Origin of the sequence: Streptomyces sp. NPDC002795 (genome assembly GCF_042888725.1) — a bacterium.
Taxonomy (GTDB): domain Bacteria; phylum Actinomycetota; class Actinomycetes; order Streptomycetales; family Streptomycetaceae; genus Streptomyces.
The window spans coordinates 22,124-45,241 of sequence record NZ_JBIAQB010000014.1 but is presented as its reverse complement, the minus strand read 5'-3'; the positions used below and the strand labels follow the sequence as shown (position 1 = coordinate 45,241).

At 71.4% G+C, this 23,118-nt stretch carries 23 protein-coding genes and 1 tRNA gene; 12 read left to right on the top strand and 12 right to left on the bottom strand.

Annotation, left to right across the window (positions count from 1 at the left end; all coding sequences use genetic code 11):
• Positions 1–6: 6 nt before the first annotated feature.
• From ACFYWS_RS34035 to ACFYWS_RS34025, 3 genes are all read right to left on the bottom strand, one after another.
• Complete coding sequence (locus ACFYWS_RS34035) at positions 7–1,527, bottom strand: Stp1/IreP family PP2C-type Ser/Thr phosphatase (protein ID WP_389282869.1); 1,521 nt, start codon at positions 1,525–1,527, stop codon at positions 7–9.
• Positions 1,528–1,676: 149 nt separating this feature from the next.
• Complete coding sequence (locus tag ACFYWS_RS34030) at positions 1,677–2,198, bottom strand: FHA domain-containing protein (RefSeq protein ID WP_266711916.1); 522 nt, start codon at positions 2,196–2,198, stop codon at positions 1,677–1,679.
• Positions 2,199–2,208: 10 nt separating this feature from the next.
• Positions 2,209–3,069, bottom strand: coding sequence for an FhaA domain-containing protein (locus ACFYWS_RS34025; RefSeq protein WP_389282867.1), 861 nt, complete (start codon positions 3,067–3,069; stop codon positions 2,209–2,211).
• 334 nt (positions 3,070–3,403) lie between these two features.
• Here ACFYWS_RS34025 and ACFYWS_RS34020 point away from each other — a divergent pair.
• A tRNA-Leu gene (locus ACFYWS_RS34020) sits at positions 3,404–3,486 on the top strand.
• 153 nt (positions 3,487–3,639) lie between these two features.
• Here the strand turns inward: ACFYWS_RS34020 and ACFYWS_RS34015 are convergent.
• The gene (locus ACFYWS_RS34015; protein ID WP_389282866.1) at positions 3,640–4,293 is read right to left on the bottom strand and encodes an FMN-dependent NADH-azoreductase; all 654 of its coding nucleotides are present in this window, start codon (positions 4,291–4,293) and stop codon (positions 3,640–3,642) included.
• Positions 4,294–4,442: 149 nt separating this feature from the next.
• Between ACFYWS_RS34015 and ACFYWS_RS34010 the strand changes: the two genes are divergently transcribed.
• The 4 genes from ACFYWS_RS34010 (at position 4,443) to ACFYWS_RS33995 (ending at position 7,861) form a co-directional block, all read left to right on the top strand.
• Positions 4,443–4,832, top strand: a complete 390-nt coding sequence (locus tag ACFYWS_RS34010; RefSeq protein ID WP_389283133.1) for a winged helix-turn-helix transcriptional regulator — start codon at positions 4,443–4,445, stop codon at positions 4,830–4,832.
• A 175-nt stretch (positions 4,833–5,007) separates the two neighbouring features.
• Positions 5,008–6,450: a DUF2252 domain-containing protein gene (locus ACFYWS_RS34005; protein WP_389283131.1), complete on the top strand. Its 1,443-nt coding sequence runs from the start codon at positions 5,008–5,010 to the stop codon at positions 6,448–6,450.
• A 185-nt stretch (positions 6,451–6,635) separates the two neighbouring features.
• Entirely contained in the window at positions 6,636–7,454 is an 819-nt protein-coding gene (locus ACFYWS_RS34000) for a J domain-containing protein (protein ID WP_389283129.1), read from the top strand.
• Positions 7,455–7,513: 59 nt separating this feature from the next.
• Positions 7,514–7,861, top strand: coding sequence for a rhodanese-like domain-containing protein (locus ACFYWS_RS33995; RefSeq protein WP_389282865.1), 348 nt, complete (start codon positions 7,514–7,516; stop codon positions 7,859–7,861).
• Positions 7,862–7,928: 67 nt separating this feature from the next.
• On the opposite strand, the gene ACFYWS_RS33990 is transcribed toward ACFYWS_RS33995, so the two are convergent.
• From ACFYWS_RS33990 to paaA, 6 genes are all read right to left on the bottom strand, one after another.
• Positions 7,929–9,083, bottom strand: a complete 1,155-nt coding sequence (locus ACFYWS_RS33990; RefSeq protein WP_389282863.1) for an acyl-CoA dehydrogenase family protein — start codon at positions 9,081–9,083, stop codon at positions 7,929–7,931.
• A gap of 124 nt (positions 9,084–9,207) precedes the next feature.
• On the bottom strand, positions 9,208–10,362 hold the full coding sequence (gene paaE, locus ACFYWS_RS33985) for a 1,2-phenylacetyl-CoA epoxidase subunit PaaE (RefSeq protein WP_389282862.1): 1,155 nt from the start codon (positions 10,360–10,362) through the stop codon (positions 9,208–9,210).
• Complete coding sequence (gene paaD / locus ACFYWS_RS33980; protein WP_389282860.1) at positions 10,362–10,949, bottom strand: 1,2-phenylacetyl-CoA epoxidase subunit PaaD; 588 nt, start codon at positions 10,947–10,949, stop codon at positions 10,362–10,364. Before paaD ends, paaE begins: the two co-directional genes overlap by 1 nt.
• Positions 10,943–11,695: a 1,2-phenylacetyl-CoA epoxidase subunit PaaC gene (gene paaC, locus ACFYWS_RS33975; protein ID WP_389282858.1), complete on the bottom strand. Its 753-nt coding sequence runs from the start codon at positions 11,693–11,695 to the stop codon at positions 10,943–10,945. Before paaC ends, paaD begins: the two co-directional genes overlap by 7 nt.
• Entirely contained in the window at positions 11,692–12,003 is a 312-nt protein-coding gene (paaB, locus tag ACFYWS_RS33970; protein WP_389282857.1) for a 1,2-phenylacetyl-CoA epoxidase subunit PaaB, read from the bottom strand. Before paaB ends, paaC begins: the two co-directional genes overlap by 4 nt.
• Complete coding sequence (paaA, locus tag ACFYWS_RS33965; RefSeq protein WP_389282855.1) at positions 12,000–13,013, bottom strand: 1,2-phenylacetyl-CoA epoxidase subunit PaaA; 1,014 nt, start codon at positions 13,011–13,013, stop codon at positions 12,000–12,002. The genes paaB and paaA overlap by 4 nt, the downstream gene beginning before the upstream one ends.
• Positions 13,014–13,303: 290 nt before the next feature.
• Between paaA and ACFYWS_RS33960 the strand changes: the two genes are divergently transcribed.
• The 3 genes from ACFYWS_RS33960 to ACFYWS_RS33950 are packed head-to-tail and all read left to right on the top strand — an operon-like array spanning position 13,304 to position 16,180.
• The gene (locus tag ACFYWS_RS33960) at positions 13,304–14,131 is read left to right on the top strand and encodes a DUF5819 family protein (RefSeq protein WP_389282853.1); all 828 of its coding nucleotides are present in this window, start codon (positions 13,304–13,306) and stop codon (positions 14,129–14,131) included.
• Between the two features lie 23 nt (positions 14,132–14,154).
• Positions 14,155–15,342 (top strand): HTTM domain-containing protein, encoded by a 1,188-nt coding sequence (locus ACFYWS_RS33955; protein WP_389282851.1) that lies wholly within the window; start codon positions 14,155–14,157, stop codon positions 15,340–15,342.
• 46 nt (positions 15,343–15,388) lie between these two features.
• A complete protein-coding gene (locus ACFYWS_RS33950; RefSeq protein ID WP_389283127.1) occupies positions 15,389–16,180 on the top strand; it encodes a TrmH family RNA methyltransferase in 792 nt (263 codons plus the stop codon).
• Here ACFYWS_RS33950 and paaN read toward each other — a convergent pair.
• Positions 16,177–17,904, bottom strand: coding sequence for a phenylacetic acid degradation protein PaaN (gene paaN, locus ACFYWS_RS33945; protein WP_389282850.1), 1,728 nt, complete (start codon positions 17,902–17,904; stop codon positions 16,177–16,179). The genes ACFYWS_RS33950 and paaN overlap by 4 nt on opposite strands.
• A 229-nt stretch (positions 17,905–18,133) precedes the next feature.
• Between paaN and ACFYWS_RS33940 the strand changes: the two genes are divergently transcribed.
• Positions 18,134–19,642 carry a 3-hydroxyacyl-CoA dehydrogenase gene (locus ACFYWS_RS33940; protein WP_389282848.1) on the top strand — a complete coding sequence of 503 codons (1,509 nt, stop codon included), beginning with the start codon at positions 18,134–18,136 and terminating at the stop codon, positions 19,640–19,642.
• The gene (locus tag ACFYWS_RS33935; RefSeq protein ID WP_389282846.1) at positions 19,639–20,247 is read left to right on the top strand and encodes a TetR/AcrR family transcriptional regulator; all 609 of its coding nucleotides are present in this window, start codon (positions 19,639–19,641) and stop codon (positions 20,245–20,247) included. The genes ACFYWS_RS33940 and ACFYWS_RS33935 overlap by 4 nt, the downstream gene beginning before the upstream one ends.
• Positions 20,248–20,262: 15 nt before the next feature.
• On the opposite strand, the gene ACFYWS_RS33930 is transcribed toward ACFYWS_RS33935, so the two are convergent.
• Entirely contained in the window at positions 20,263–20,772 is a 510-nt protein-coding gene (locus tag ACFYWS_RS33930; protein ID WP_389282845.1) for an Lrp/AsnC family transcriptional regulator, read from the bottom strand.
• Positions 20,773–20,944: 172 nt separating this feature from the next.
• Between ACFYWS_RS33930 and pdhA the strand changes: the two genes are divergently transcribed.
• Together pdhA and ACFYWS_RS33920 are read left to right on the top strand one after the other, a co-directional pair.
• Positions 20,945–22,090, top strand: coding sequence for a pyruvate dehydrogenase (acetyl-transferring) E1 component subunit alpha (gene pdhA, locus ACFYWS_RS33925; RefSeq protein WP_389282843.1), 1,146 nt, complete (start codon positions 20,945–20,947; stop codon positions 22,088–22,090).
• Positions 22,087–23,109, top strand: a complete 1,023-nt coding sequence (locus ACFYWS_RS33920) for an alpha-ketoacid dehydrogenase subunit beta (protein ID WP_389282841.1) — start codon at positions 22,087–22,089, stop codon at positions 23,107–23,109. The genes pdhA and ACFYWS_RS33920 overlap by 4 nt, the downstream gene beginning before the upstream one ends.
• Positions 23,110–23,118: the final 9 nt, after the last annotated feature.

Genomic DNA, 23,118 nt, shown 5'->3' with positions numbered 1-23,118 from the left:
CGGCTTCTACTGCTGTGCGCACGCCTTGGCCAGCTGCTGCTCTTCCTCGGAAAGAGTGGGGCCGGGGCTGGGCGTGGGTGAGGTCTTGGACTTGCCGGACGACGACGATGCGGACGGGTTCGGCGTGGGTGTGACGGTGCGGTACGACGCCTTGGACGCCGTGCCTCCCGTGGAGGTTCCGCCTGCCTCGCCCTCGCCGGTCTTCGCGTTCTTCTCGTTCTCGGCCTTGTCCCGGGCTGCCTGCTTCTCGCATGCGGTGGCCTGCGCGGACAGTTCCTGGATCTTGTCCTGGGCGGCGGCCAGGTCACCTTCGGCGATGGTCGCGTCGACCTGCTTGCGCTGGTAGGGCGGCAGGTACTTGAGCGCGATCTCCGGGTGGTCCTTCTCGACGTCGGACAGGCTGACCCAGGCGAGGTCCTGGCTGATGCCGCGGTACAGCGCCACGTGCTCCTCGTTGGTGCCGACGTAGTACTGCGTCTGCGTCCAGCGATAGCCGCCGTAGAGCCCGCCGCCGATGACGGCCAGCGCGAGCACCGTGTAGAGGGATCTCTTGAGCCACCTCCGGCGGGGCCGGGGCTTCACGAAGTCCTCGTCCGTGTAGGAGAAGCTCTCCACGGCGCCGCTGTCGGGCGGGCCGAACTCGCCGCCGCCGGGGGGCCCGGCGGGGGCCTGGCGGCCCAGTCCGGCGGCGCGGCCCGCGGGGGTCTCCATCGCGTTGCCTTCGTGCAGCGCCTGCTGGTTCTCGGCGACCGCGCCGACGACCACGGGTGCGTCCGAGAGGTGACCGGCGAGGGTGTCCCCGCTGTCGATGTCGAGGACGTCCGCGACGATCACGGTGATGTTGTCGGGTCCGCCGCCGCGCAGCGCCAGCTGGATCAGGTCCTGGACCGTCTCCTGCGGGCCCTGGTAGCTGGCGAGGGTCTCCTCCATCGTCTGGTGGGAGACGACGCCGGACAGGCCGTCGGAGCAGATCAGGTACCGGTCGCCGGCGCGGACCTCACGGATGGAGAGGTCGGGCTCGACGTGGTCGCCGCTGCCCAGCGCGCGCATGAGCAGCGAGCGCTGCGGGTGCGTGGTGGCTTCCTCTTCCGTGATGCGGCCCTCGTCGACGAGGCGCTGCACCCATGTGTGGTCCTGGGTGATCTGCGTGAGCACGCCGTCGCGCAGCAGGTACGCGCGCGAGTCGCCGACGTGTACGAGGCCGAGCCGCTGGCCCGTCCACAGCAGTGCGGTCAGGGTGGTCCCCATGCCCTCGAGCTGGGGGTCCTCCTCGACCATCATCCGGAGCTGGTCGTTGGCCCGCTGCACGGCGGTGCCGAGCGAGGTCAGGATGTCCGAGCCGGGCACGTCGTCGTCGAGCGCGACGATGGTGGAGATCACCTCGGACGAGGCGACCTCACCGGCGGCCTGGCCGCCCATGCCGTCGGCGATCGCGAGCAGCCGGGGGCCGGCGTAGCCGGAGTCCTCGTTGCCCTCGCGGATCATGCCTTTGTGTGATCCGGCGGCGAAGCGAAGGGACAGACTCATGCGCACCTGCCCAGCTGGCTCAGACTCCGGGTACAGCCGGTCGTGTCGAACCACACTGCCCACCCTCCGGTCGGGAGCGCGCCGGGGCCCGGGCCGCCTTGGGCCCGGACGTCCGCGTCGGCCCGATCGCGCTCATTCATGACGTAGCACTACTTCCGCAGCTCGATGACGGTCTTGCCGATGCGGATCGGCGCACCCAGCGGAATGGGCTGGGGCGTCGTGAGGCGGGTCCGGTCGAGATATGTGCCGTTGGTGGACCCGAGATCCTCGACGATCCACTGACCGTCCCGGTCCGGGTAGATCCTGGCATGCCGGCTCGACGCGTAGTCGTCGTCGAGCACGATGGTGCTGTCGTGCGCACGGCCGAGCGTGATCGTCTGCCCTTGCAGCGCCACCGTCGTACCGGTGAGCGTGCCTTCGGAGACGACCAGCTTGGTGGGGGCGCCGCGCCGCTGGCGGCCACCGCCCCCTTGCTGCTGTTGCCGCTGTTGCGGAGGCGCGGCGGCCTGTCGTGCGGCCTGCTGCGTGCGTCCGCTCTCACGGCGCGAGCCGCGTGCGGTGACGCGCGTACCGAACAGGTCGCTGCGGATGACCTGGACGGCCACGATCACGAACAGCCACAGAACAGCTAGGAAACCCAGCCGCATGACCGTCAGGGTCAGCTCTGACATTGCCCCCGCTTCACCCTTCGGCTTGCCGGTAAACGATGGTGGTTTGGCCCACGACGATCCGCGAGCCGTCGCGGAGCGTAGCGCGGGTGGTGTGCTGCCCGTCCACCACGATGCCGTTGGTGGATCCAAGATCCTGGATCGTCGAGGGCGTTCCGGTCCGGATCTCGCAGTGCCGGCGCGATACGCCGGGGTCGTCGATCCGCACGTCGGCCTCGGTGGACCTGCCCATCACGAGGGTGGGGCGGGAGATCTGGTGGCGGGTGCCATTGATCTCGATCCAGTGGCGCACGCGGGCGCCGGGCAGCGGGCCCGAGCCGGGCTGCTGCCCCTGCGCCGCCGGTGCTGGCTGCGGGGCCTGCGCCGGAGGACCCGGCGGCGGTGCCGAGGGCATCGGCGGGGCCGCGGTGGGCTGCGGGTATCCGTAGCCACCGGGCGCCTGGTTCGGCCGGGCGGCCGGGGCGGGGCGCTGCTGTTGCTGGGGCCTGTCCTGGCTGGTGGACGACGCGAGGGTGCGGCTGCGTACCCGGTACAGACCCGTGTCCAGGTCGTCCGCCTTCTCCAGGTGCACCTTGATGGGGCCCATGAAGCTGTAGCGCTGCTGCTTCGCGTAGTCGCGCACCATGCCGGACAGCTCGTCACCGAGCTGGCCCGAGTAGGGGCTCAGCCGCTCGTAGTCGGGCGCGCTGAGCTCCACGATGAAGTCATTGGGGACGACGGTCCGGTCGCGGTTCCAGATCGTGGCGTTGTTGTCGCACTCGCGCTGCAGTGCTCCGGCGATCTCGACGGGCTGCACCTCGGACTTGAAGACCTTGGCGAAGGTGCCGTTGACCAGCCCCTCGAGGCGCTGTTCAAACTTCTTCAGGACTCCCATGGGGCACCTCCTCCTTCTTTGCCGTCCTGCCTGCTTGGTACTGCTTACTGATCGTATCCACGCGTCGGGAAATCGGCTGGTTCCCCCTGTCCGCCTGCTCGATGAGTGTCGACGCTCACAGCCCCTCAACCGGGCCCCTTGTCTGGGGATCGTAGAGGTGGCCTCCACACAGTGTCCCGTACGCGGCTGTGGGCCGTGGGCGATCCGGGCCCCGGGTGCCCGTCGGGAGCCCGCCAGAACGGATGTGAATCCACCCTGTGCAGCGTGCTAATGTTTTGTTCGTCGGAAGGCACAGGGCCCGCAAGGGCGCAGGGTTCGGAAGACACACTCGATTGCGCGAGTGGCGGAACGGCAGACGCGCTGGCTTCAGGTGCCAGTGTCCTTCGGGACGTGGGGGTTCAAATCCCCCCTCGCGCACAGCGAAAAGCCTCGCAGATCTTTGGATCTGCGGGGCTTTTGCGTTGCCTGCCGGAGGCGGGTGCGCATGCCCACAGGGCCCCACTACCGGTCGGTCGTGGGGCCCTGTGGGTTATGTCACGTCACTACGCGCGCGTGCTCGCGCAGGTGTACTCAGGCGGCGAAGCGGGAGGCGAGCGCCTTGCCCTTCTCCTCGGCGTCGGCGAGGGCCTTGGTGCGGGAGGCCTCGTAGAGCGGGACGAGCTCGGCCATCGCCGGGTTCTGCGGGGCCATGGTCAGCTCCGGGACGATGAAGTCCAGGTCGAGACCGAGGCCGTCGCGCAGGGCCGCGCCGAGGAAGTTCTGTACGTACTCGAAGCCCTCGCGCGGGGTGCCCGGCGCGTAGGAGCCGCCGCGGCTGGCGACGACGGTGACCGGGGTGCCCTTGGCGGACTGGGTCTCGGGGCCCGAGGTGCGGCCCATGAGGATCACGTTGTCCAGCCATGCCTTCAGCGTGGAGGGGATCGAGAAGTTGTACATCGGGGCGCCGATCAGGACGGCGTCCGCCTGCTCCAGCTCCTCGATGAGCTTGACGCGCTCGGCGAAGGCGGCGGCCTGCTCCGGCGTGTGGGCGTCGGCGGGGACGAAGCCGGCCAGGTGGGCGTCGGCGGTGATGTGCGGCACCGGGGTCGCGGCCAGGTCGCGGTAGACGACGGTGCCCTCCGGGTGCTGCTCCTGCCAGGCCTTGCGGAAGGCGTCCGTGACGGCGCGGGACGCGGAGGCCTGGCCGTCGAAGACAGAGGAGTCGATGTGGAGCAGGGTGGCCATGGTTCTCTCCCGTGAGGGTTGAGGGCGCCCTGCGAAGATTGAGGGCGCGCTAATTGAGTATGTAACTAGTAATAGCACAGGAGCTTACTTTTTTTCATCCACATACGAGAACGCAGTACGCTGGAGGCATGGTGGGCAGCGGGGAAGACATGAGCGAGGCGTGCGCGGGCGGCGCGGTCACCCACGAACCGCAGAGGTGTTCGACGGTCGACATCGGCATGACGCGCGTCTTCGGACTGCTGGGCAAGCGCTGGACGGGGCTGATCGTGTCCGTCCTGATGAGCGGTCCCAGGCACTTCGCGGATCTGCGCAGGGCCATCCCCGGCATCAGCGAGCGCATGCTCTCGGACCGGCTGACCGAGCTCGGCGCGGCCGGCCTCGTCGTGCGGCAGGTCGACGAGGGGCCGCCGCTGCGCGTCTCCTACCGGCTCTCGGCGGCGGGCGCCGCGCTGCAGCCCGCGCTGCGGGAGCTGGGGGACTGGGCCGGGACGTATCTGGGGGCCGAGGGCGGGACCTGCCCGGAGGAGTTCCGGAAGTAACGGGCCCGGGGAGTGAGCGAGTTGTGCACGTGCTGAGGGTTTTCCACAGGCCCTGACGGGTCTTCCGGACCGGCGGTACGGTCGTGACCGATGGCATGCGACGTGCGGGGACGGCCTCGTGCGCGATGTTCGTACGGGGCGGGGGAGGCGGTCGGTCGTGGGCGGATCGGAACACGTGGCGGTGCCGCGGCAGGGCGGGGCGCCGGAGTCCGCGGAGGCCGGGGCGCGGCGGCTGCCGTGGGTGCCGGGGTTCGCGGTGGCGGACGCAGAGGATTCGGGCGGCACGCCCAAGGAGGCGGGCAAGGCGCTGCGCGAGAAGGTGCCGCGGAGCGCGCACCGGGACTTCGCGGCGGACCCGGACCGGCCCGACGGACCGGCCGCCGTCGAGGAGTCCAACCGCGGCAGGATCCCCGGGCTCATGCCGATCCGGGTCGGACGGATGGCCGCCACCCCCTTCGCCTTCCTGCGCGGCTCCGCGGGCCTGATGGCGTACGACCTCGCGCGCACCCCGGTGACCGGCATCGGCGCCCAGATATGCGGCGACGCGCACGCGGCCAACTTCGGCCTCTACGCGGACGCGCGCGGCGGCCTCGTCATCGACCTCAACGACTTCGACGAGACGGTGCACGGCCCCTGGGAATGGGACCTGAAGCGGCTCGCCACGTCGCTTGTGCTCGCGGGCCGGGAGGCGGGAGCCGACGAGGACACCTGCGAGGAAGCGGCGCACGACGCCGTCGGCTCCTACCGGCGCACTATGCGGCTCCTCGCGAAACTCCCCGCCCTGGAGGCGTGGAACGCGATCGCCGACGAGGAACTCGTCTCCCACGCAGGCGCCCGTGACCTGCTCGGCACCCTGGAGCGGGTCTCCGAGAAGGCCAGCAAGAACACCAGCGGGCGGTTCGCGGCGAAGTCCACGGTCGCGGTGGAAGGCGGCGGACGGCGGTTCGTGGACGCGCCGCCGGTGCTGCGCTCGGTGCCCGAAGGGGAGGCGGCGGCCGTCGCGAGGGCGCTGGGCCCCTATCTGGACACCCTGTCCGCGGACCGGCTGCCGCTGCTCGGGCGGTACGCGATCCATGACGTGGCCTTCCGCGTCGTCGGCACCGGCAGCGTCGGCACCCGCTCCTACGTGGTGCTGCTCCTCGACCACCTGGGCGAGCCGCTCGTGCTGCAGGTGAAGGAGGCGCGGTCCTCGGTGCTGCTTCCGCACCTGCCGGCGGCCGGGTTCGCGGCGGAGCCGGTCGGGCACGAGGGCCGGCGGGTGGTGCTCGGGCAGAAGCGGATGCAGGTCGTCAGCGACATCCTGCTGGGATGGACCACGGTCGACGAACGGCCGTTCCAGGTACGGCAGTTCAGGAACCGCAAGGGAAGCGTCGATCCGGCGGCCCTCGCCGCCGACCAGATAGACGACTACGCCCGGATGACCGGCGCCCTGCTCGCCCGCGCCCACGCGCACAGCGCCGACCCGCGGCTCGTCGCCGGGTACTGCGGCAAGAACGAGGAGCTGGACGAGGCGGTGGCCGCGTTCGCCGTCACCTACGCGGACCGGACCGAGGCCGACCACGGGGAGCTGGTGCGGGCCGTGCGCGAGGGGCGGGTGGCGGCCGAGACTGGCGTCTGAGGAGCGGGCGGCCGGGCTGGGGCGGCTGCGTCGAGGAAGTCGGGGCGGCCGCGTCGAGGAAGGGGTCGCTCCGCCATGCCGGTGCGGTCAACACCGTGCCCTACGCTGGTCGTGTGACGACCCCGGAGACCGACGATGCGGCAGGGCGACCGGAGGGGCAACCTCGGGAGCGCCTCAAGGACCGCCTGAAGGAACGCCTCAACGAGCGGGCCCAAGAGCGGAGCGCGGAGCGGCCAGAGGCGCGCCTCGAGCGGGCCGTGCGCGCCGCCGAGCAGGCGTTGATCGAGTTCGAGATCGCCGTGGAGACCTTCCGGGTCGAAGTGGAGAACTTCTCGCGTCTGCACCACCAGAAGCTCGGGCCGATGTACACGCGGCTCGACGAGCTGGAGGCGCTGATCGCGGAGGCGACGGCGGCCCGCACCGGTGATCCGGAGGATCACCGCAAGGCCGACGAGGCGCGGGCGCGGGTGATGCCGATGCCGGGCGTCGAGGAGCTGTTCCACGGGTGGATGGACGGGGACGGGCTGTTCCCGGAAGCCGCCGCGATGCTGACCGATCAGCCGGTGCGGCCGCCGCAGCGGGTGCGGCCCAGCGAGGAGGCGCGCAAGCTCTACCGCGAGCTGGCCCGCAAGGCCCACCCGGACCTGGCGCAGGACGACCAGGAGCGGGAGCGGCGCGACGAGTTCATCTCCCGGGTGAACGCGGCGTACGGCCGGGGTGACGCGGCGTTGCTGCGTGAGCTGGCCGAGGAGTGGGCCGCGGGTCCGGTGCCGCCCGAGCAGCAGCCGACTGAGAGCGAGGAGCTGTACGCCCGCCTCGAATGGCTGGCGCAGCGCAAGGAGCTGCTCACGGCGGTGGCGCAGGAGCTGGAGGAGGGCGCGATCGGCTCGATGCTGCGGATGGCTCCCGATGACCCGGACACCTTGCTCGACGAGATCGCGGAGAAGCTGCTGGCGCAGGTCGCCGAGCGGGAGACCGAGCTGGCGCGGCTGACCGCGTCCTGAGGTCCGAGGTGCGAGGTCCGAGGTGCGGGGGCCGAGGTCCGAGAGGGTAGCGTCGGGGCATGGTTTTCGGTTCTGGTGTTCCCACGGTCGCTGTCGACGAGCTCAAGGAAGCGGACTTCCTCCTCGATGTCCGTGAGGACGACGAGTGGCAGGCGGGTCACGCGGCGGGCGCTCTGCACATTCCGATGAGCGAATTCGTCGCCCGCTACGGCGAGTTGACCGAGGCGGCGCCGCAGGACGGTCGCGTCAACGTGATCTGCCGCTCCGGCGGACGCTCCGCCCAGGTGACGATGTATCTGGCGCAGCAGGGGGTCGACGCGGTGAACGTCGACGGGGGCATGCAGGCCTGGGAGGCGGCCGGCCGCGCCGTCGTGGACGACAACGGGCAGCCGGGCGCCGTGGCCTGAGATCATCTGGTTTCTGGGCTGATCGCCCCAGGACTGATCGTCCCAGGACTGATCACTCCAGGACTGATCACCCCAGTGGATGCGCCGCCAGCAGGTCGCCGAGTGCCTCCTCGTGGGCGGCGGCCGGGCCGAGCGAGAGCTCCAGGTACTTGGCCCACGCGTGATAGCGGTGCAGAGAGTAGTCCGTGTCCGCGCCGAAGCCGCCGTGCAGGTGCTGGGCGGTCTGCACGACGCGTCGTACGCCGTCGGACGCCCAGGTCTTGGCGACCGCCACGTCCCCCGCGACCGGTAGCGGGCCGCTCGCCCCGCTGCTGATGCGCCAGGCCGCCTGCCACAGGGTGGCTTCCATGGCGCGCAGGTCGATATAGCGGTCGGCGGCCTGCACGGCCACGGCCTGGAACGTGGCGATGGGGTGGCCGAACTGCTCGCGCTTGCCCGCGTAGTCACTGGTCATCTTGAGCACGCCTTCACCGAGGCCGAGCGCGAGCGCGCACGTGCCGGTGGCGAGCAGGTCGTGCAGGCGGGACCAGGCCGTGGCGTCCTCGATGACGTGCGACGCCTCGACGCGCACTCCGTCAAGGCGCAGCTCGGCCTGGCGCTCGCCGGTCGTCACTATCTGCTCGGCGAGCGTGAGCCCCGGTACGTCGGCGAACGGCCCGGGGAGCACCGCGAGCACCGCTTCGCCCTCGCCGGTGTGCGCCGGGACGAGGATCCGGTCGGCGCCGAAGGCCCAGGGCACAGCCGTCTGCACGCCGTCGAGCACCCAGGCGTCCGATCCCGCGTCGCCCTCCTTGCGTGCGGTGACGGCCAGTTCGGCCGGGTCGTGCCCGGTGTGGCCCGCGGAGGCGACCGTCAGGACGAGCTCGCCGCGCGCGGCACGGGGGAGGATCTCCTGCCGCAACCGGGCGCCGCCACAGTCCTGTACGACCGTCGCGGCCGCGCTGTGTTCGAGCAGCGGGATCCGGGCGAGGACCTTGGCCGATTCGCGCAGCACCAGGCAGAGCGCGATGGCGTCGAGTCCCGCTCCGCCGTGTTCCGGCCCGATCAACAGGCTGAGCAGATCGGCGTCGGCGGCCTTCGCCCACAGCGCCCGGTCGAAGTCCTCGGCGACCGCGCCCGAGGTGAGTGAGGGGCTGGGCACACCGTCAGGCGCGACCGGCCCGAACACCGCTTGCGCCGCCTCGACGGCCGCCTGTTGCTCCTCGGAGAAGGTGAAGTCCACTGGCCTTTCCTCCCGTTACTGCCATTCCTGCCGTATCGCCCGTACCGCGCCCGTGATCTGACGGGCCGTCAAGATAGAACAGGTTCTACGAGAAGGGAACAGTGGGCCCACGCGTTCGCCGGGCTCAGCGGTCGAAGTCCAACTCCACCTTCTCCGTGGTCGGATGCGACTGGCAGGCCAGCACATAGCCCGCCTCGGTCTCCTCGGCCTCCAGCGCGAAGTTCCGGTCCATGTGGATGGACCCGGTGACCAGGAACGCGCGGCAGGTCCCGCAGACGCCGCCCTTGCAGGCGTACGGCGCGTCCGGCCGGTTGCGCAGCACGGTCTCCAGGAGCGACTCGCCGTCCTGGACGGGCCAGCTGCCCGACCGGCCGTCGAGCTGCGCGGTCACCGTGCTGTGCGCGGGCGCCGTCGCGTGGGGAGCCGACGCGGCCGGCCGGCCGCGGGCCGGGCCTTCGTCGACGTGGAATATCTCCTCGTGGACGCGCTCGCGTCGCACGCCGAGTGCGCGCAGCGCCCGCTCGGCGCCCTGCACGAGCCCGTACGGTCCGCACAGGTACCAGCCCGCCACACGCTCCACCGGCAACAGCGCGGGCAGCAGCGCGGTGAGCCGCTCCTGGTCGAGCCGGCCGGACGCGAGGCCCGCCTGCTGTTCCTCCCGGGAGAGCACGGTGACCAGCTGGAACCGGTCCGGGTACCGGTCCTTCAGGTCGGCGACCTCCTCCAGGAACATCGTCGACGCGGTGCTGCGGTCGCTGCGTATCAGGCAGAACCGGGCCTGCGGCGCCCGCTCCAGGAGGGTGCCTGCGATGGACAGGACGGGCGTGATGCCGCTACCGCCGACCACCGCGGCGTAGTGGCCGGAGGTGAGGGCGGGGGCAGCGTCGGTGTCGGCGTCGGTGTCGGTGGCGCTGTCGGTTGTGGGGCTCGGGTCGAGGGTGAAGCGGCCGGCCGGGGTCATCACCTCCAGCTCGTCACCGACGGCGATCTCCTTGTGCGCGTACGTGGAGAAGGCGCCGTCGTCGACCAGACGCACGCCGACCCGCAGGCTGCTCGGTGCCTCGTGCGCCGGGGCGGTCGAGCAGATCGAGTACGTGCGCCGGATCTCCGCTCCGTCCACGGTGCGGCGCAGGGCGAGGTGCTGTCCCGGAGTGAAGCGGTATGCCTCGCGCAGTGGGGGCGGCACGGCGAGGGTCAGTGCCACGGAGTCATCGGTGAGCCGGTCGACCGCCGCGACGCGGAGCCGGTGGAAGCGGGTCCGTCCCCCTTCGTGCGCCATCACAACTCCTTGAAGTGGTCGAAGGGTTCGCGGCAGGACAGGCAGCGGCGCAGCGCCTTGCAGGCGGTGGAGGAGAACCGGCTCAGCAGTTCGGTGTCCGTCGACCCGCAGTGCGGACAGGCGATGAGCTCCGCGGTGGCCGGGGCGGCAGGGGTGGCGGCGTGCCGGGTGGGGCCGAGGGAGACGGTGACCGGGGCCGCCGGCGCCCGGGTGGTGCGCGGCGGCGCTATGCCGAACTCCTGGAGCTTGCGGCGGCCTTCGGGCGTGATGTCGTCCGTCGACCAGGCCGGGGCGAGCACCGGGCGGACGGTGACCTCGGGGATGCCGTGCTCGTGCAGCACCCGCTCGATGTCGGCCGACATCGTCTCGATCGCGGGGCACCCGGTGTACGTCGGGCTCAGCTCGACCTCCACGCGGCCGGGCCCGCGCGTGTGCACGGCGCGCAGCACGCCCAGCTCCTCCAGGTTCAGGACGGGCAGCTCGGGGTCCGGCACAGACCCGGCCAGCCTGCGCAGTTCTGCTTCGAGCGGGGTCTCCTGCTGGGCCCGTGTCTGCCGGCCCTGGTGGGCGTGGGCCGTGGTCACCATGACGCCCCCGGGTGGCTGCGGTGCAGATGCTGCATCTCGGCGAGCATCGGGCCGAAGGGTTCGGTGTGCACGCCCTGCCGACCGGCTCCGGCGCTCCATGCGCCGATCTGCGGTCCTTCGGGAACGGTCAGCGTCGCCTCTTGCAGCGTGTCGGCGACGGTCGTGGTCCACCTCGCCTGGAGGCCCTGCGGGTTGATGTCCAGGCCCGGGACCGGCTGGAACATCTCGCCGGTGTACCGCCACAGCGCGTCGACCGCGCGCTGCATCCGCGTGTGGCTCTCCTCCGTGCCGTCACCGAGGCGCAGCGTCCACTGCCGGGCGTGGTCCTGGTGGTAGGTGACCTCCTTGACCGCCTTGGCGGCCAGGGGAGCGAACTCGGACTCGGTCTCGGCCAGTTGGGCGTAGAGGAGCTGCTGGTAGGTCGAGAAGTAGAGCTGCCGGGCGATGGTGTGGGCGAAGTCCCCGTTCGGCTGCTCGACCAGCTGCACGTTGCGAAAGGCGCGCTCCTCGCGCAGGTACGCGAGCTCGTCCTCGTCGCCCACCAGGCTCAGCAGGACGCGGGCCTGGCCGAGCAGGTCGAGTGCGATGTTGGCGAGAGCCACCTCCTCTTCGAGTACCGGTGCGTGGCCCGCCCACTCCCCCAGGCGGTGCGAGAGCACCAGGGCGTCGTCGCCCAGGGCCAGGGCGGCGGACGAGGTGTCCGTCGTGTCGTGCGGGCGAGGCTGCGTCGTACCGGGCTGCGTCACAGGTGCTTCACCCCTTCCGGGATCTCGTAGAACGTCGGGTGCCGGTAGGGCTTGTCGGCGGAGGGCTCGAAGAACGGGTCCTTCTCGTCCGGTGAGGAGGCGGTGATCGCCGCGGACGGCACGACCCACAGGGAGATGCCCTCGCCGCGGCGGGTGTAGAGGTCGCGCGCGTTGCGCAGTGCCAGCTCCGCGTCCGGGGCGTGCAGGCTGCCGGCGTGCGTGTGGGAGAGGCCGCGGCGGGAGCGCACGAAGACCTCCCACAGGGGCCAGTCCGCGGTGCCGGATGCGCTGGTCGGGGTGTCGCTCATGCCGCCCTGCCTTCTCGCGTCGCCGTGGTGGAGCGCTTGGCCGCGTGGGCCGCGGCGGCCTCGCGCACCCACGCGCCCTCGTCGTGGGCCCGCCTGCGCTGGGTGATGCGCTGTTCGTTGCACGGCCCGTTGCCCTTGAGGACCGCCTTGAACTCGGACCAGTCGATCGGTCCGAAGTCGTGCTGCCCCCGCTCCTCGTTCCAGCTCAGCTCCGGGTCGGGAAGCGTGAGTCCGAGGGACTCGGCCTGGGGGACGCAGATGTCCACGAAGCGCTGGCGCAGTTCGTCGTTCGAGTGGCGCTTGATCTTCCACTCCATGGACTGCGCGGAGTGCGCGGACTCGTCGTCGGGAGGGCCGAACATCATCAGGGAGGGCCACCACCAGCGGTCCACGGCGTCCTGAGCCATCGCGTGCTGGGCCTCGGTGCCGCGGCTGAGCGCGAGCAGCAGCTCGTACCCCTGGCGCTGGTGGAAGGACTCCTCCTTGCAGATCCGCACCATCGCCCGCGCGTAGGGACCGTAGGAGCAGCGGCACAGCGGTACCTGGTTGGTGATCGCCGCGCCGTCCACGAGCCAGCCGATCGCTCCGACGTCGGCCCAGGTCAGCGTCGGGTAGTTGAAGATCGAGGAGTATTTCTGGCGGCCGCTGTGCAGCTTGTCGAGCAGTTCGTCCCGACCGGTGCCGAGGGTTTCCGCGGCGCTGTAGAGATAGAGGCCGTGCCCCGCCTCGTCCTGGACCTTCGCCATCAGGATCGCCTTGCGGCGCAGCGAAGGGGCGCGCGTGATCCAGTTCGCCTCCGGCTGCATGCCGATGATCTCGGAGTGGGCGTGCTGGGCGATCTGGCGCACGAGCGTCGCGCGGTAGGCGTCGGGCATCCAGTCGCGGGGTTCGATGCGCTCGTCCGCCGCCACCGCCGCGTCGAACACGGCCTGGAACGCGGCGTCGCCCAGCTCGGCGGTGCCGTCCGCCCGTGCTTCGGCTGCGCGGTGCTGCGGGGTTGCTGTCGCCATGCCCGGTCCCCCTCGACCTTGGGTGCCCGACCTCGGGTCGGGGGCCTCAACAGCTCCCGACCGATCGTTCGGTTCGTCGGATTCAATGGTGGGTCTCGGCGCCGTAAGGTGTCAACCCTGCGCGGTCGGCCTGTGGATAACCTCGGACGACTGTGCCGTGCGGGCGCTCCCCAGTACGGTTCCGGTGCGTCGTCCCGCGGGGCGACGGCCGGGAATCGGTTCGTCGTGGGGGCGCCGATCGGCGGATGGGCCGGGGACCGGCAGAACCGGATCGGGATCGGGGAGCACCGATGGAGACAGAAGCAGGCGCCGCGGACGAGGGCGTCCGGCTCACGACGGAGCCATCGGCTCCGCCGCGACCCCGCCTGCCCGAGCCGTCGGGTCCGGAGCCGGGCGGGGGGCCGTCCGGGGCTCCCGAGCGACGCGGGCTCGCGGCGCTCTCCCCCGGTCATCAGCTGACCGCCGTCCTCGCACTCATCGGCGTCGCGCTCGTCACCTGCGTGCACATCCTGATGGTCTTCCTGCACGTCGCGCCGTCGAACACGATCAGCAAGCAGCACGGTGAGCTCGTCGGCGCCTGGGTCTATCCCGAGTTCGAGCAGAACTGGAAGCTGTTCGCGCCCAACCCGCTGCAGCAGAACATCGCCGTGGAGGCCCGCGCCGAAGTGCGCACGCCCGACGGCGAACTGCGCGCGACCCGCTGGTACGGCCTGTCCGCGCAGGACGGCGCCGCCATCGACGGGAACCTGCTGCCCAGCCACACACAACAGAACGAGCTGCGCCGCGCCTGGGACGTCTACACGGGCACCCACGACGCGAAGAACCGGCCGAACGGTCTGCGCGGCGCCCTGTCCGAGCAGTACCTGCGCCGCATCCTCGTGCTGCGCCTCGACCGGCTCGGGGCGGCGGGCAAGGGCGAGGCCGTCGAGCGCGTCCAGATCCGCTCGAAGACGACCATGGTCGAGCCCCCGAAGTGGAGTGACGAGAAGGTGAACCAGAAGCCGGTGTACCGGCAGGTGCCGTGGTGGACGGTCACCTCCAGCGACGCACCGCTCGACAGCGGCACGCGCGTGCGGGTGCAGTCACCGGCGCAGGCCTCGGCAGGCGGTGACCGATGAACGGCGCACCTCCCGTGGGGCTCATGGACCGTATGCAGCGCAGGCTGGGCGACGGCCTCCAGTGGATCACCGCGTCCGCGCTCGTCCCCTACCAGAGCGCCGTGATCCGCATCGGGTTCTCCGCGACCTGGCTGCTCTTCCTGCTGCGCGAGTTCCCGCACCGCCAGGAGATGTACGGCCCCGACGGGCCGTGGAGCTGGGGCATGGCGCAGCAGCTCACCGAGGACAACCACGCGTTCAGCGCGCTCATGTGGTCCGACGGGCAGGGCTGGTTCGAGCTGGTCTACATAGTGGCGGTGGTGTCGTCCGCGCTGCTGATGCTGGGCTGGCGCACCCGCACCATGTCGGTCGTCTTCATGATCGGTGTGCTGTCACTGCAGAACCGCAGCGTCTTCATGGGGGACGGCGGCGACAACGTCATCCACCTCATGTCGATCTACCTCGTCTTCACGCGGTGCGGGCAGGTCTGGTCGCTGGACGCCCGCAGGGCCCGGCGAGGGGCCGAGGACCGGTTCGGCATCGTGCTGTGGTGGGTCATGGGGCTCGTCCTCGCCGCGATGACGTTCACGGGGAAGGTCGGCGGCGGCTGGCTGCTCTTCTTCTGGGGAATGTGGGCGGCCCAAGCGGTGTGGTGGTTCGTGAACCGCCGCGATCCGCAGGGCGATTCGCGCCTCCTGTGCGACGTCGTCGCCAACCTGTTGCACAACGCCGGACTGCTCGTGGTGATGGTCGAGGCGTGTCTGATCTACGCGACGGCCGGCTGGTACAAGATCCAGGGCAGCCGATGGCAGGACGGCACCGCGGTCTACTACCCGCTCCACCTGGACTACTTCTCGCCCTGGCCCGCCCTGGGCGAGCTGCTGACCACGTTCGGCCCGATGGTGCTGCTCGTGACGTACGGGACCGTGGCCGTCCAGGTCGCCTTTCCGTTCACCGTCTTCAACCGGCGCCTCAAGAACGTCCTGTTGGTGTTCATGATCCTGGAGCACGCGGTCATCGCCGTCGTCCTCGGGCTGCCCTTCTTCTCGCTCGCGATGATCGCCGCGGACGCGGTGTTCCTGCCGACGTCCTTCTTGGTGCGCGTCGGCGGCTGGGTGGCACGCGCGCGTAGTCGCGTTTTCTCCTCTACGAAGGCGACGGCCGAGCCCGACCGTCTCGCGAAGACCGACGGCGAACCAGTGGCGGCGGAGCAGCCGGCCGTGCGCACGTAGGCTTCCTGCCGTGAACGGGACGAGTACGGCGGACGGCGCGGGCGGCATGCGGGACGAGCGGCCCGGGGACCCACGGAGCGCGGGGACCGCCGAGGACGCCGTGCGGGCCTGGCGGCGGCTCGCGGACTCCGCGGTGCTGCTCGACGGGTTCCACGCCCTCAAGCACGCCGTACGCTTCGGCGCCGACGTCCCGGTCGCGCTCGCCGTCGACCGTGCGTCCACGCTCGCCCTGGCCGACGAGCTCGCCCCCGATGTCGTACGCGACCTGGCAGGGCTCCTCGTGGAGGTCCCGGACGAGGTGCTGCGGGGGCTCGTGCCGCGGCTGCACCCCACCGGGGTCGCCGCGCTCGCCGGGCGCCCCGCGCGGGCCGACAACCTGGCCGCCCTCGGGCGCCACGCGCGCACCACCCCCGTCGTCGTGCTCGACAACCCGCGCAACCTCGGCAACGCGGGCGCCGTGATCCGCCTCGCCGCCGGCTACGGCGCCACCGGGGTCGTCACCACCGGCGACCTCGACCCCTGGCACCCCACCGTCGTACGGGGCGGGGCAGGGCTGCACTTCGCGACCGCGGTGGAGCGGCTCACGGTCGAGGAGCTGCCGAGCGGGCCGCTGTACGCGCTCGACCCCGAAGGCGCGGACATCCGCGGCCTGAAGCTGCCCGACGACGCCCTGCTCGCCTTCGGGTCCGAGCGCAGCGGCCTCTCCGCCGAACTACGCGCGCGTGCCGACCACTTGGTGTCGCTACCGATGCGGCCCCAGGTCTCCAGCTACAACCTGGCCACCAGCGTCGGCATGACGCTCTTCCACTGGAGCGCGCACAGCACGAACGCGCCTTAGGCGGACACGGCCTGTGCGGCCTCCCGGCGCACCTCCACCACCCGGAAGCGGTTCGCCACGAAGGCGCCGTCGCACAGGGCCGCGTTCGCCGCCGGGTTGCCGCCCGAGCCGTGGAAGTCGGAGAACGCCGCCGTCTGGTTCACGTACACCCCGCCCGTCAGGTTGAGCGAGAGCTGCGCGCACTCCTCCAGGCAGACCTCCTCGACGGACCGCGCCACCTCTTCGGAGGTCGTGTACGCGCCGACCGTCATGGCGCCCTTCTCGCGCACCGTGCGGCGCAGGAGGTCCACCGCGTCGCCGGTCGACTCGACGCAGACCGCGAAGGAGACCGGGCCGAAGCACTCGCTCATGTAGGCGGCCTCCGCGTCGGTCCCTTCCCAGTACTTCCGTGCGCCGTCCAGCTTCACGATCACCGGCGTACGGACCACGGCGTCCGGGAAGTCCGGGTTGCTGATCTCCCGTGAGGGCAGGGCGACTTCGCCGATGCCGGGGGCCGCGTCGAGCCGGGCCTTCACGTCCGGGTTGACCAGCGCGCCCAGCAGCCCGTTCGCCCGGGCGTCGTCGCCGAGCAGGCCGCCGACCGACCTCGCGAGGTCGGCCACGACCTCTTCGTACGCCTTGGGGCCCTCGTCCGTGGCGATGCCCTCGCGCGGCACCAGGAGGTTCTGCGGAGTGGTGCACATCTGGCCGCTGTACAGGGACAGCGAGAACGCCAGGTTCGCCAGCATGCCCTTGTAGTTGTCCGTCGAGTCGATGACGACGGTGTTGACGCCGGCCTTCTCGGTGTAGACCTGCGCCTGCCGGGCGTTCGTCTCCAGCCAGTCGCCGAAGGCCGTGGATCCCGTGTAGTCGATGATCCTGATCTCGGGGCGTACGGCCAGGGTCTTGGCGATGCCCTCTCCGGGCCGCTCGGCAGCCAGTGCCACCAGGTTCGGGTCGAAGCCCGCCTCGGCGAGGACCTCGCGGGCCACCTGCACGGTGAGCGCGAGGGGCAGCACCGCGCGCGGGTGCGGCTTCACCAGGACCGGGTTGCCGGTGGCCAGGGAGGCGAAGAGGCCCGGATACCCGTTCCACGTAGGGAACGTGTTGCAGCCGACCAGCAGGGAGATGCCGCGCGCCACCGGCGTGAACTCCTTGGCCAGGACCAGGGGGTCGCGCTTGCCCTGGGGCTTGGACCACTCCGCGGTGTCCGGGGTCCGCACCTGCTCCACGTACGCGTACGCCACCGCCTCCAGGCCGCGGTCCTGCGCGTGCGGGCCGCCCGCCTGGAACGCCATCATGAAGGCCTGGCCGCTGGTGTGCATGACCGCGTGCGCGAACTCGTGCGTCCGCGCGCTGATCCGGGCCAGGATCTCCAGGCACGTCACCGCGCGCACCTCGGCGCCCGCCTCGCGCCACGCGCGCATGCCGGCGCGCATGGCCGGAAGCAGTACGTCGATGTCGGCGTGCGGGTACGTGACGCCCAACTCGATCCCGTACGGCGACACTTCACCGCCCACGAACTCGTCCGTGCCGGGCTGGCCGAGGTCGAGGCGGGTGCCGAGCAGGGCGTCGAAGGCGGCCTTGCCCTCGGGCATGCTCAGGCTCCCGCTCTCCCCGTAGGCCTTGGGGTGCTCCGGGTGCGGGGACCAGTACGCGCGCGTGCGGATCGCTTCCAGCGTCTGGTCGAGCGTCGGCCGGTGCTTGGCGATCAGGTCGTGCGTGGTGAGTTCGGCGGCGGCCATGGGGGACCAACTCCTCCTGGGCTGCGGCTCCTCGTCGAGCCGGCGAGCTGGGCGGGACCGGACGGGTCTGGGCAGGCTGGGCTGGGCAGGAACGAACCAACAGAGCTAGAGTAACCGAACGATCGGTCGGGACAAGGGGGTGCGGAAAAGCTGTGGAAAACCCGCGCCGGGGCCGTCCCGATGAGCCCCGGAACCCTGGGGCAGGACGAGGTACGGGAGGATCACGTGCATGACAGCACATGACCGCCTCGTCGGCGTGGTGGGCACCGGCACCATGGGGCAGGGCATCGCCCAGGTCGCCCTCGTCGCCGGGCATCCTGTCCGGCTGTACGACGCCGAGCCGGGGCGTGCGAGGAGTGCCGCCGAGTCGATCGCCGCGCGCCTCGACCGGCTCGTCGAGAAGGGCCGCATGGACGCCACCGAGCGGGCGGCCGCGGTCGCCCGGCTCGAACCCGCGCAGACGCTTGGCGAGTTGGCGCCCGCGACGCTCGTCGTCGAGGCCGTCCTGGAGCGACTCGACGTCAAACAGGACCTGTTCCGCGAGCTGGAGGACATCGTCGCGGAGGACTGTCTGCTCGCGACCAACACCTCGTCCCTGTCCGTGACGGCGATCGCCGGGGCGCTGCGCGGGCCGGGCCGTTTCGTGGGGCTGCACTTCTTCAACCCGGCGCCCCTGATGCCGCTGGTGGAGGTCGTCTCCGGCGCGGCCACCGACGTCACCGCGGCCACGCGCGCGTACGAGACCGCCCGAGCCTGGGGCAAGACCCCGGTGGCCTGCGCGGACACCCCCGGCTTCCTGGTCAACCGGATCGCGCGGCCCTTCTACGCGGAGGCGTTCGCGGTGTACGAGGAGCAGGGCGCCGACCCCGCCACCATCGACGCCGTGCTGCGGGAGAGCGGCGGCTTCAGGATGGGTCCCTTCGAGCTCACCGACCTGATCGGGCAGGACGTCAACGAGGCCGTGACGCGCTCCGTGTGGGAGGGCTTCTTCCAGGACGCGAAGTTCCGGCCCTCGCTGGCCCAGCGCCGACTGGTGGAGGCCGGTCGCCTGGGCCGCAAGTCGGGCCAGGGCTGGTACGCGTACGGAGAGGACGCCGAGCGTCCCGAGCCGCACACCGCGGGTCCTGCCGGGCCGCCCGCGCGCGTGAGTGTCGAGGGCGACCTGGAGTCCGCGGGCGCGCTGATCCCGATGATGCGGGAGGCGGGCATCGAGGTCGTCCAGGAGGACGAGGACAAGGGCACGCGCATCGTGCTGCCCAGCGGCGGCCAGCTCGTGCAGGCGGACGGCCAGACGTCCATCGAGTTCCGCGACGTCGTCTACTTCGACCTCGCCGTCGACTACCGCAGGGCCACCCGCATCGCCCTGGCCACCTGCCAGGAAGGCAACCCGCGCACCCTCGGCGAGGCCGTCGGCCTCTTCCAGGCGCTCGGCAAGGACGTCAGCGTCATCGGCGACGTGCCCGGCATGATCGTGGCCCGCACCGTGGCACGGATCATCGACCTGGCGCACGACGCCCTCGCGCGCGGGGTGGCCACCGAGGGCGACATCGACACCGCGATGCGCCTGGGCGTCAACTACCCGCTGGGGCCCCTGGAGTGGGGTCGCAGGCTCGGCCGGGGCTGGGCCTGCGGGATCCTCGAGGAACTGCACGAACGCGACCCCTCGGGGCGGCACGCGCCGTCCCTGGCCCTCTTCCGGCACTCGTACACCCCCAAGAAGTGGGAGGGCTCCGCATGACCACCGCACGACGGGACGCGGGCACGCGCCGCGACACCTACACGCCCGACAGCCTGCTCGCGGTCGCGGTCACCGTCTTCAACGAGCGCGGCTACGACGGCACGTCCATGGAGCACCTCTCCAAGGCGGCCGGCATCTCCAAGTCGTCGATCTACCACCATGTGGCGGGCAAGGAGGAGCTGCTGCGCCGCGCTGTCAGCCGTGCGCTCGACGGCCTCTTCGGGATCCTCGACGAGCAACCCGCGCGCGCGGGACGCTCGATCGAGCGTCTGGAGTACGTCACGCGGCGCATGGTCGAGGTGCTCACCGGTGAACTGCCCTACGTGACGCTTCTGTTGCGGGTCCGCGGCAACACCGACACCGAGCGGTGGGCCATGGAGCGGCGCAGGGAGTTCGACCACCAGGTCGCCGCGCTGCTCAAGGCGGCCGCGGCCGACGGGGACGTACGCGGTGACATCGAGGTGCGGCTCGCCACGCGGCTCGTCTTCGGGATGATCAACTCGCTGGTGGAGTGGTACCGGCCGGACGGCGGCGGGCTCGGCGACCGTGAGGTGGCGGACGCCGTGGTCGAGCTGGTCTTCCAGGGGCTGCGCAAGGCCGGCTGAGCCGCCGAGGCTCGGCTACGAGTCCGGCGCGCTCGCTTCGAGGTCTTCCTCCTCGAAGACCAGCAGCGTGCGCGTGCTCAGCACTTCGGGGATGGACTGGAGCTTGGTGAGGACCAGTTCGCGCAGGGCCCTGTTGTCCTCCGTGTGCACCAGGATCAGGACGTCGAAATCGCCGCTGACCAGTGCGATGTGCGAGGCCTCCGGAAGTCGGCGCAGCTGCTCGCGCACGGTCCGCCAGGTGTTCTGGACGATCTTGAGCGTGATGTAGGCGGAGGCGCCCTGGCCGGCCCGCTCGTGGTTGACGCGGGCGCCGAAACCGCGGATCACGCGGTCCTCGATGAGGCGGTTGATCCGCGCGTAGGCGTTCGCCCGGGACACATGGACCTGCTCGGCGACGGAGCGTATCGACGCGCGCCCGTCCTTCAGCAGCAGCTGCAGGATGTCCCGGTCGATGGCGTCCAGCGGGCGGGCCGCGGGGTCCGGGACCGGCCCCCCGGAGCCGTCGGCCATTTGTTCAGATGCCATCCGCCCCCGCCTCCTTACCATGGACGTACTGCGTTCATCTCAGGCTGTGGAGAACCGATTGTCCACAGCCTGGAGGTGCCTGTAGCCAAAATGTGCCGTCGACCGAACAATCGGTAGGTGAGGCGCATCACACGACGCGCCGTCCGAGCCGCTCCCACGAGGAGGTGCCGTCATGACGCTCATGGACCAGCGGGCCACGCGAGAGGGCAGGCCCGTCCTGCCGCCGCCCGCCTGGCAGCCCCGCACGGACCCCGCGCCGCTGCTGCCCGACGCCGAGCCCCACCGGGTCCTGGGCACCGACGCCGCCGCCCGCGTCGACCCCGAGCTGCTGCGCCGCCTGTACACCGAGGTGGTGCGCGGCCGCAGGTACAACGCGCAGGCGACCGCACTGACCAAGCAGGGCCGCCTCGCCGTGTACCCCTCGACGACCGGCCAGGAGGCCGCCGAGGTCGCCGCCGCGCTGGTCCTCGAGGAGCGGGACTGGCTCTTCCCCAGCTACCGCGACACCCTCGCCGCCGTCGCCCGCGGCCTCGACCCCGTACAGGCCCTGACCCTGCTGCGGGGCGACCGGCACACCGGATACGACCCGCGCGAACACCACATCGCGCCGTTGTGCACCCCGCTCGCGACACAGCTCCCGCACGCCGTGGGCCTCGCACATGCCGCGCAGCTCAAGGGCGACGATGTGGTGGCGCTCGCCATGGTCGGCGACGGCGGCACCAGTGAGGGCGACTTCCACGAGGCGCTGAACTTCGCCGCCGTGTGGCAGGCGCCGGTCGTCTTCCTCGTGCAGAACAACGGGTTCGCCATCTCCGTGCCGCTGGCCAAGCAGACCGCGGCGCCGTCCCTGGCCCACAAGGCCGTCGGATACGGGATGCCGGGCCGCCTGGTCGACGGGAACGACGCGGCGGCGCTGCACGAGGTGCTCACCGACGCCATCGCCCGCGCGCGCGGGGGCGGTGGTCCGACGCTGGTCGAGGCCGTCACGTACCGGATGGACGCGCACACGAACGCCGACGACGCGACCCGCTACCGCAGCGCCGCCGAGGTCGAGATGTGGCGCGCGCACGACCCGGTCCTGCTCCTGGAGCGGGAGCTCACCGGACGCGGCCTCATCGACGAGGACGGCATCCAGGCCGTGCGCGACGGCGCGGAGGAACAGGCGGCCGAGCTGCGCGCGCGCATGAACCAGGACCCCGTCCTCGACCCGATGGACCTGTTCGGCGACGTGTACGCCGAGCAGACCCCTCAACTGAGAGAGCAGGCGGCACTGTTGCGTGCCGAACTGGACGCCGAGGCGGAAGGGGAGCAGGCATGACCACTGTGGCCCGTCCGCCCAAGAGCAAGCCCGTGGCCAAGCCCGCCACCATGGCGCAGGCGCTCGGCCGCGCGCTGCGCGACTCCATGGCCGAGGACCCGGCCGTGCACGTCATGGGCGAGGACGTGGGCACCCTGGGCGGCGTCTTCCGGATCACCGACGGGCTCGCGAAGGAGTTCGGTGAGGACCGCTGCACGGACACCCCGCTCGCCGAGGCGGGCATCCTCGGCGCCGCCGTGGGTATGGCGATGTACGGCCTCAGGCCGGTCGTGGAGATGCAGTTCGACGCGTTCGCGTATCCCGCCTTCGAGCAGCTGATCTCGCACGTCGCGCGGATGCGCAACCGCACGCGCGGTGCCATGCCGCTGCCCATCACCGTGCGGGTGCCGTACGGCGGCGGGATCGGCGGCGTGGAACACCACAGTGACTCCTCCGAGGCGTACTACATGGCGACGCCGGGCCTGACCGTCGTCACGCCGGCCACGGTCCCGGACGCGTACGGGCTGCTGCGGCAGTCCATCGCCTCCGACGACCCGGTCATCTTCCTTGAGCCCAAGCGCCTCTACTGGACGAAGGATTCCTGGAACGCCGAGGCACCGGAGGACGTTCTTCCGATAGGTACGGCAGTGGTCCGCCGCCCCGGCACCAGTGCCACGCTGCTCACATACGGACCGTCCGTCCCTGTCTGCCTTGAGGCGGCCGAGGCGGCCCGAGGGGAGGGGTGGGATCTTGAAGTGGTCGACCTGCGCTCGCTGGTGCCGTTCGACGACGCGACGGTCACCGAGTCCGTCCGGCGCACGGGCCGCGCGGTCGTCGTGCACGAGTCGGGTGGTTTCGGCGGGCCCGGCGGGGAGATCGCCGCGCGCGTGACCGAGCGTTGCTTCCACCACTTGGAGGCGCCGGTACTGCGGGTGGCCGGTTTCGATATTCCGTATCCGCCGCCCATGCTGGAGCGGCACCATCTGCCCGGTGTGGACCGGGTGCTGGACGCGGTGGCCCGGCTGCAATGGGATCAGTGAGGGACGGTG

Excerpts from the sequence above, each read along its gene's own strand:
- ACFYWS_RS34035 (WP_389282869.1), bottom strand. The coding sequence starts at position 1,527 with ATGAGTCTGTCCCTTCGCTTCGCCGCCGGATCACACAAAGGCATGATC.
- ACFYWS_RS34030 (WP_266711916.1), bottom strand. The coding sequence starts at position 2,198 with ATGTCAGAGCTGACCCTGACGGTCATGCGGCTGGGTTTCCTAGCTGTT.
- ACFYWS_RS34025 (WP_389282867.1), bottom strand. The coding sequence starts at position 3,069 with ATGGGAGTCCTGAAGAAGTTTGAACAGCGCCTCGAGGGGCTGGTCAAC.
- ACFYWS_RS34015 (WP_389282866.1), bottom strand. The coding sequence starts at position 4,293 with ATGGCCACCCTGCTCCACATCGACTCCTCTGTCTTCGACGGCCAGGCC.
- ACFYWS_RS34010 (WP_389283133.1), top strand. The coding sequence starts at position 4,443 with ATGAGCGAGGCGTGCGCGGGCGGCGCGGTCACCCACGAACCGCAGAGG.
- ACFYWS_RS33995 (WP_389282865.1), top strand. The coding sequence starts at position 7,514 with ATGGTTTTCGGTTCTGGTGTTCCCACGGTCGCTGTCGACGAGCTCAAG.
- paaE (WP_389282862.1), bottom strand. The coding sequence starts at position 10,362 with ATGGCGCACGAAGGGGGACGGACCCGCTTCCACCGGCTCCGCGTCGCG.
- paaD (WP_389282860.1), bottom strand. The coding sequence starts at position 10,949 with ATGGTGACCACGGCCCACGCCCACCAGGGCCGGCAGACACGGGCCCAG.
- paaB (WP_389282857.1), bottom strand. The coding sequence starts at position 12,003 with ATGAGCGACACCCCGACCAGCGCATCCGGCACCGCGGACTGGCCCCTG.
- paaA (WP_389282855.1), bottom strand. The coding sequence starts at position 13,013 with ATGGCGACAGCAACCCCGCAGCACCGCGCAGCCGAAGCACGGGCGGAC.
- ACFYWS_RS33960 (WP_389282853.1), top strand. The coding sequence starts at position 13,304 with ATGGAGACAGAAGCAGGCGCCGCGGACGAGGGCGTCCGGCTCACGACG.
- ACFYWS_RS33955 (WP_389282851.1), top strand. The coding sequence starts at position 14,155 with ATGGACCGTATGCAGCGCAGGCTGGGCGACGGCCTCCAGTGGATCACC.
- ACFYWS_RS33950 (WP_389283127.1), top strand. The coding sequence starts at position 15,389 with ATGCGGGACGAGCGGCCCGGGGACCCACGGAGCGCGGGGACCGCCGAG.
- paaN (WP_389282850.1), bottom strand. The coding sequence starts at position 17,904 with ATGGCCGCCGCCGAACTCACCACGCACGACCTGATCGCCAAGCACCGG.
- ACFYWS_RS33940 (WP_389282848.1), top strand. The coding sequence starts at position 18,134 with ATGACAGCACATGACCGCCTCGTCGGCGTGGTGGGCACCGGCACCATG.
- ACFYWS_RS33935 (WP_389282846.1), top strand. The coding sequence starts at position 19,639 with ATGACCACCGCACGACGGGACGCGGGCACGCGCCGCGACACCTACACG.
- ACFYWS_RS33930 (WP_389282845.1), bottom strand. The coding sequence starts at position 20,772 with ATGGCATCTGAACAAATGGCCGACGGCTCCGGGGGGCCGGTCCCGGAC.
- pdhA (WP_389282843.1), top strand. The coding sequence starts at position 20,945 with ATGACGCTCATGGACCAGCGGGCCACGCGAGAGGGCAGGCCCGTCCTG.
- ACFYWS_RS33920 (WP_389282841.1), top strand. The coding sequence starts at position 22,087 with ATGACCACTGTGGCCCGTCCGCCCAAGAGCAAGCCCGTGGCCAAGCCC.